The sequence below is a fragment of the Nostoc sp. ChiVER01 genome, assembly GCF_034531155.1.
In the GTDB taxonomy this organism is placed as follows: domain Bacteria; phylum Cyanobacteriota; class Cyanobacteriia; order Cyanobacteriales; family Nostocaceae; genus Nostoc.
Genome location: NZ_JAVRBS010000061.1, coordinates 1 through 6,271, shown reverse-complemented (window position 1 = coordinate 6,271; position 6,271 = coordinate 1). Strand labels below are relative to the sequence as shown.

The 6,271-nt window shown below is 42.4% G+C and carries 5 protein-coding genes; all 5 read right to left on the bottom strand.

Features of this window, described 5'->3' with window-relative positions; genetic code table 11:
• Positions 1-171: 171 nt before the first annotated feature.
• Entirely contained in the window at positions 172-678 is a 507-nt protein-coding gene (locus tag RMY00_RS35780) for a hypothetical protein (RefSeq protein WP_322652093.1), read from the bottom strand.
• Positions 679-858: 180 nt separating this feature from the next.
• Positions 859-1,167 carry a hypothetical protein gene (locus tag RMY00_RS35775; RefSeq protein WP_322652092.1) on the bottom strand — a complete coding sequence of 103 codons (309 nt, stop codon included), beginning with the start codon at positions 1,165-1,167 and terminating at the stop codon, positions 859-861.
• 48 nt (positions 1,168-1,215) lie between these two features.
• Positions 1,216-1,632, bottom strand: coding sequence for a hypothetical protein (locus RMY00_RS35770; RefSeq protein ID WP_322652091.1), 417 nt, complete (start codon positions 1,630-1,632; stop codon positions 1,216-1,218).
• A 90-nt stretch (positions 1,633-1,722) separates the two neighbouring features.
• Entirely contained in the window at positions 1,723-3,201 is a 1,479-nt protein-coding gene (locus tag RMY00_RS35765) for an ATP-binding protein (RefSeq protein ID WP_322652090.1), read from the bottom strand.
• Positions 3,201-5,918, bottom strand: a complete 2,718-nt coding sequence (locus tag RMY00_RS35760) for a TnsA endonuclease N-terminal domain-containing protein (protein ID WP_322652089.1) — start codon at positions 5,916-5,918, stop codon at positions 3,201-3,203. The genes RMY00_RS35765 and RMY00_RS35760 overlap by 1 nt, the downstream gene beginning before the upstream one ends.
• Positions 5,919-6,271: the final 353 nt, after the last annotated feature.

The window sequence follows — 6,271 nt, the reverse complement described above, 5'->3', positions numbered from 1 at the left end:
ATTTTATGCTTCAGAAATCAGCGTCAAAGTAGAAAAATCACATTTACCAAGTAATTGCAGCACTTGATGAGGGATTATCGTTGCGTCAGACAGCAACACAAGCTAGTTAGGAAATGGTGGTTAGCTGATGAGTAATTAACTGGGCAAGTCTGGTAATTGATTATTAGCTTGTCAGTTCAAGCCCGTGGTTCCCTCAATTGGATAGAGATCATCAAAGCCTGCTAAAAAATTACTAGCGTAAAGTAAATGGTAATCTTTTAGAGTGCGCGGATCTTTTATATGACCTTCCTCTTCTTCAACAAGATATTGTTTACTGTAAAGCCGTTGATAGCCATGTATGGGAACTGGAGGCTCAAAGCCACTATCTAGTTCCTGGTAATAGTCTAATGAACAAGCTAAAGTAACTGATTGCTCCATCCGCAGACGATCGGTGACTAGCAAACCTCCGTCTGGGTGAGGCTGTAATGGTATTTTTATTGCTTCCCACCAACCGCTATACCAAAGCTCTTGTCGAATATGTCCAACCCACTCGTTATACCTATGAATTGATTCGTCTTTGTCTGGATCGCCAGTGTAGCTATCATTATATTGAGGAATTTCTACCAAAAAGCCCCACTTTGTACGCCATTCAATATCAAAGGATCTATCACAATAAGGTAATGGCCACGATTTAACCAATTGAAAGCATTGTCTCTTATCACAATCAAAAAATTCACAAATTAATCCTATTGGGCATTTACTCATTAATCAAAATTCCCTTTTTGTCACATGAATGCTGAAAGACTTATGCTGTGGTTGGGTAGATGCCATCCCTTCCAGCAGAAGCAGATAATGGAATAGTTTGTTTCCTGGAAGTCCCTAAATGGCTGGTTGTTTGACATTTTGACCATGCGTATTTAAGTCTTCGATAATGACAGAATAATTAGAAAATTCATTGAATTCTAATTCATTAATAAAACCAATTAAAGCAAATGGACATTTACAACCCAAAGCTTGTTTTAGAAAATCAGTATTTAGGTGAGATTCTTGGCAGACAATCTCAAAAATCTCTTCACTAGTTAATTCTAGATTTTCATCTAATTCCAATATTTGCGCTTCTATTAAGTTAACTAGCTTTTTAATAGAGAAACAAGTTTCGATTTTGGAAGAGATTGTTAGCTGATTCATCTTAGTAACTATTATTTTTACTTTTACTCTGATTTTTAGACATAATCTTCAAATTGTGAAATACTGCTGTAAAATCGGGTACAAAGAAGCAGCAATTGCCTCAAACTTATCACCATCTGGATAGGGACGAAGAATTTCCTCACCGTCTTCGTTCAACCATTCTTGCTGTATTGGAGTATACTCAAGCGATAGAATAGCATTTCTCCACCAGCCAGATAATGCTAGATGTTCACTCCCCCAAAATAGCCGAAAATCAACCTTATTATTTCGATAAAATTCATTAACAGGATTAGCATAAGGACGGTTTTTCGGATCGAAAGTTTCGGTAAAATAGCCTTGAAAATCAATTACTAAAAGGCCTTTTTCAATTTCTGCTGTCAATTTAAAGCGAGAGTGTAGATAATGAGTAGATAAGATTTTGGCAGCTGCTAATTCAAATTCTATAGGTAAAGTAGACAAACTCATTAATTAATAATTTCCTTGAATAACAATGCGAAGATTATTGAAAAACTGATGCCTGGGATAAAAACTGTTTATTACTGAATTTTTTAATGTTCACTCAAGTCCTACAGTATCTCGTTTGGGTTTGCGTTGCCCAACACGCCCCGAAGACTTTTTAGGGGTTTTAGGCATTTCCTGTTGAGTTGCTTTTTCATCTAGTGTCTTCTCTTCTAATGTGGGAGTGTCGATAATATTTGTCTTTAGTGGTGCTTCACTAATTGAAGAATCAGCAAGTTTTGTTTTCTTACGAGTTTGTTTTTTCTTGGGTGCTGGCTCTATAGACGTTTCATTTGGTGTTGTAGAAGCCGTTTCATCATCGCTCTCCCTGACAGGCTTTTTACGAGTTCGTTTCGCTGGAGACGCGGGTTTGTCAGATTTTGGGAGCGATGCAGCCGTAGTCTCCCCGCCCTTGGATAAATCCACAGCCGCTTTTGGTACAGAGGTCGAACCCATGCCCATCTGTAGCAAATGCCATAAGTGTTCACGCCGGCTTTCCATGTAAGAGAGTTTTTGTTCACCCTCAGTGGTATCCAAAGCCATACGTTCACATTGGGCTAGTGTGAGCGTATGTTCATGCAGTCGTTCTAAACTCAAAGTATCGTGACCATCATGCAAAGCTGCTGCCACAGCCCGGATGAGCCAGTCCTTGAGTACCCCAACACAACCAATGGAACGCTCATAAAAGTAAAGCCAATGCTGCATCAACTCTTTGACATCAACGTTCAGAGGTACTTGCATCAGGAGTGCCAATAATGCGGCTTGAAAATCCTGGCGGTCAAGTTCATTCTGATACAAATAACGTGGAAAATGGATATCCAGTCCCCGCCGGGATGCTTGACCACTTAAATTACGAAAATTCAGCAGTTCGTAAGTTCCAATCAGAATGTGTAGCACACCCGTAACATTGGTCATGGACTTAATCCAGTCCAACTGGTCTAAAAGCTTACCAGCACTTGCACCAGTCCCAATCTTCATTAAGTGCTGTGCTTCATCCAAAATCACTGCCCGTACACCACGCTTGGTCATCGCTTCTTCTAATGCGTGACGCAGTTCAGGCGAATCATTAAACTGGGCTGTTTTAGTCCGCCCACGCCCTTTCTTCTCCCAGGTCTGCTCCGCATCAATATCTATCAGCATCCGCCGCTCATAGAATGGTTCTCCCAAAAGTTTCAGCGCAGTGCGGTAATAATCTGCCCGATTAAACACCCCACCGTCAGGTGGTCGTGTTTCTAACAGCAATAACGGCATCGGGGGTTGACTGCCGTTACGGTAGCTTAAGGAATTGGAAACACCTGGCAACTGTTCGGCTAAATTTTCATTTAACCGTTTAGCAATCTGCCGAATCATCGTTGTCTTACCCACACCGCTTGGCCCATAAACCAACACATGAGCAAATCCGGCGGGTTCTCGAATCGCACGCATCAACAGCATATCTACCCGTTCTAACTGGGGATGTAAAACTGCATACTCCTTAAACTGGGTAAGTTTGAGGTGTATTTCGCCGTTAAGATTGTCGGTTAAAAATTTGTCCATTAACGGTATTCCCCTAGTATCGGCAGTCGCGTGAGATCCAACAGTTCAACGTTGTTTTGCAGTGGTGGCAATTGTTCGTCATCTTGACTGTGTGCTTCCATCTCTGGCTCAAGAGTGCTGACTCTTGGGAACTGGGGTACACTTTCCTTATTGGGTGTTACATTCTCTAGTACCCCAACCGCTTCCAAATCCCGTAACCGTTGCATGAGTAAAGTTTCATGTTCTTGCACCGCCGCGATGAAGTCGGCAAGGCGTTTGGCAGAGATATTTGTACTCACAGCATTACGCTTATCTTGCTGTCTAATTTCTTGGGCAGCTAATAGCACTTCTTTCTCCGTGCGTCCGGCAAAGGTGCTGTAATACTGGGATATACATTTGACCCATCTTCCCTCTAAGTACGCATAAGCTACACCCATATCAAAAGGGTCATAGCGCACACTGACTTTGGTTTTTTCGACAACTGGATTGCGGAAAGCATCATTCCAGTAATAAAGATAATTGACTTTAATTCCCTGTCCCGGCTGGACTTTAGCATTGCCTTTGGGTGTGCTAGGGCGTGTTGCCATGAGGAAGTCTTCGTTGTATGCAATGCGTCGGTGTTCCCTCTCCCCTGTAGCAACGATTGCGTCGGTATAAACTTGTAATGGTGTCTCACCCAAGGAATCATGTACGCTCGTGTCATAAATGGTGTATGCCCACTCACACAGGTAGGTATATAAATCTGCTAATGTCCAAACGGCAAGTTGTTTGGGGTCAACAACTTTGGTCAATTGACGTGGTTGTTTACTGGCTTGGGTGTTACCCAGTAAGTTAAAGATAAATTCCGTATTGGTTGTACCGAATAATCGCTCAACTACTGAGCCAAAACGAGGTTTACCACCAGGACGAGTCTTTTTGATGCAGTGGTAACGTGCTAATAAGGTATCAAAGTAAACGCTATGAAATTCTTTGCCACCATCTACAACTACAGATTGGGGAAAACGACCAAAACGCTGAACACACAACCTTAGTGCCATCATGCAAGACCTGTAAGAAGGTGGGTCAAAGGTGAGATAAACTGCATATATGCGTCGGGAGTAGGCATCAATCAGTAAGGTTAGCCAAGGTCGTCCTAAGTTCCGACCAGTTACTTGGGAGCGTAACTCGATGTCGAGTTGGGTGTGGTCAAGATGGCAGATGGCAAAGGGTCTGTCTCCATGCCGGGGGGTGGTTTTAGCTAGTTCTAAAACAATCGGTTCGGTTGCGTATGCGGCTTTTGCTCCCTGACGTTTTAAAGTCTGCTCATGGATGGGACGCTTTTTTAGCCGAGTATAAAATGTGCGCTGACTCAGTGGTGGGATGTTGGCTCTTTCGCAGGCTCTTGTATAGGCGCGATAAACGGAAGCGGCTGGAGCTTGTCTTGGTGTCTCGAAATGTTCGGTAATAAATTGATCTAATAATTTGCTTGCATCCGTTGGTGCTTTGGGTTGGCGATTTCCTCTACTAGCGATACGCGGCAGCAACCCAACATAACCGCAACCAAAAGTGGCTTCGGCTTCCCGAAACTGTTTGACCCATCGAGACAAGGTGCTTTGAGGTATGTCCTTATATATGTCTGTGCGGTGCTGGAAATATGCTTGTACTAGATGAAATCTGTGATTAGCTCTTTGTAGATCCGTAGGCGAGGCAGCATCCATCAATTCACGCACTTTTTCATTGATGGTTGCGTGTGTTTCTGAAGTATGAATGTTGATAGTGCCGCTATCAAATAATTGCAGAAAAAATGCTCTGGGCAATTGCATTGGTTGCCCAACTTCGGGTAAGAGTGTGGTTGTCTTCTCGCCCAAGTTAACTAAAGTCCAAAGTTGTGCGTCCCAGACTAATAAGGTATTGGGCGAAAGTGTTGTGGGCGAGGTGATTTGTTGATGATGCCCAGTTGTCCCTATGGCTAAATATGTATGAGCAGTATGAGTTTGTTCGTCTGTCCATAATTGAACTCGCCAATGCTCCACTAGGGGAACTGCATACAAGTCTACGTAGAGTTGCTCTGTGGCAATCATGGCGTAGATATCGTTAGCACGTACTCCAGGTATGCTTGCAAGTGTGGCGGCAAAGGTTGTTCCTGGGGTGGCTTGAACTGCTGAAGAGATTTGTTCTGTAATGGAGTGGGGGATATTGGCACTGAACCTAAAGTAATCTTCTAAAAACATTAGGTTCTGGGTGAATACCGGATTTAGTTCGGTATCGGTGCGAACGTGGTATGTGAGTCCATAAGATGCGGCGTAAGCTTCTCCTGGTGGGCAATGCCAATGACCAGTTTCAGTTTTTTGGTAGCGTGAAGGGTATTTTTGGGCTAGTCGTTTTAATTCGGTTTCGGTTTTCCATTCTTCCCAGGCTGCACCACTTGGACGCAGTACGAAGAAGTCTGGGGTATGATAATGACCTATTTTTCGCCCGTTTTGGTTTTGGTACTGAATTTTAAATGGCGGTGGTTGATCATAGAACTCTAACACCTGGGGGTCATGTTCCATTTGATAAATCGCCCACAGTTCTACTGTGTGGCTCTCAAATTGAATGGTTTGACCCATTTTACGGCTAGGGTAAACTCCACTAACGTTTTTGGCGCGTCCTTGTACTCTGCGAGAAGGTGGGGCAGCGCGAATTGCGGCGATTAAGTCTTTGCAGGATGCCGTTAGTTGCTGTTGCTTACACCAATAATCAAATTCGTCGTCTGTCATGAGAGTTTTTTATCCAAGAAAAGAGTGTTTCTCTTGTCAGGAGACAGTTTTAAGATTTCAGTACGCCAGAAAAAACTACGGAGTCATAGTTTTTAGTGAAGCATATCTTGAAATTTTGAACCATATTTTGAATTGAAAGTTTAAGTTAGAGCAATTTTAAGAGAGATTTTTTGTCCAAGTTTTATTCAATTGTGTTTTTTCAACTCATTCTTTAGTTATGCTTCAACATTTCAACTCTATCTCATGATTTGATTCAAAGTTTTATTTTGTGATTGGTGAGAAAGCTTGAAATTGCGTTAACTCTTTCTCAATTTATGATTCAAAATTTTTCTCATATTATGATTCAAAGCATA

Bases quoted from the DNA above. Each gene is read 5' to 3' on its own strand.
- RMY00_RS35770 (WP_322652091.1), bottom strand. From the start codon at position 1,632: ATGAGTTTGTCTACTTTACCTATAGAATTTGAATTAGCAGCTGCCAAA.
- RMY00_RS35765 (WP_322652090.1), bottom strand. From the start codon at position 3,201: ATGGACAAATTTTTAACCGACAATCTTAACGGCGAAATACACCTCAAA.
- RMY00_RS35775 (WP_322652092.1), bottom strand. From the start codon at position 1,167: ATGAATCAGCTAACAATCTCTTCCAAAATCGAAACTTGTTTCTCTATT.
- RMY00_RS35760 (WP_322652089.1), bottom strand. From the start codon at position 5,918: ATGACAGACGACGAATTTGATTATTGGTGTAAGCAACAGCAACTAACG.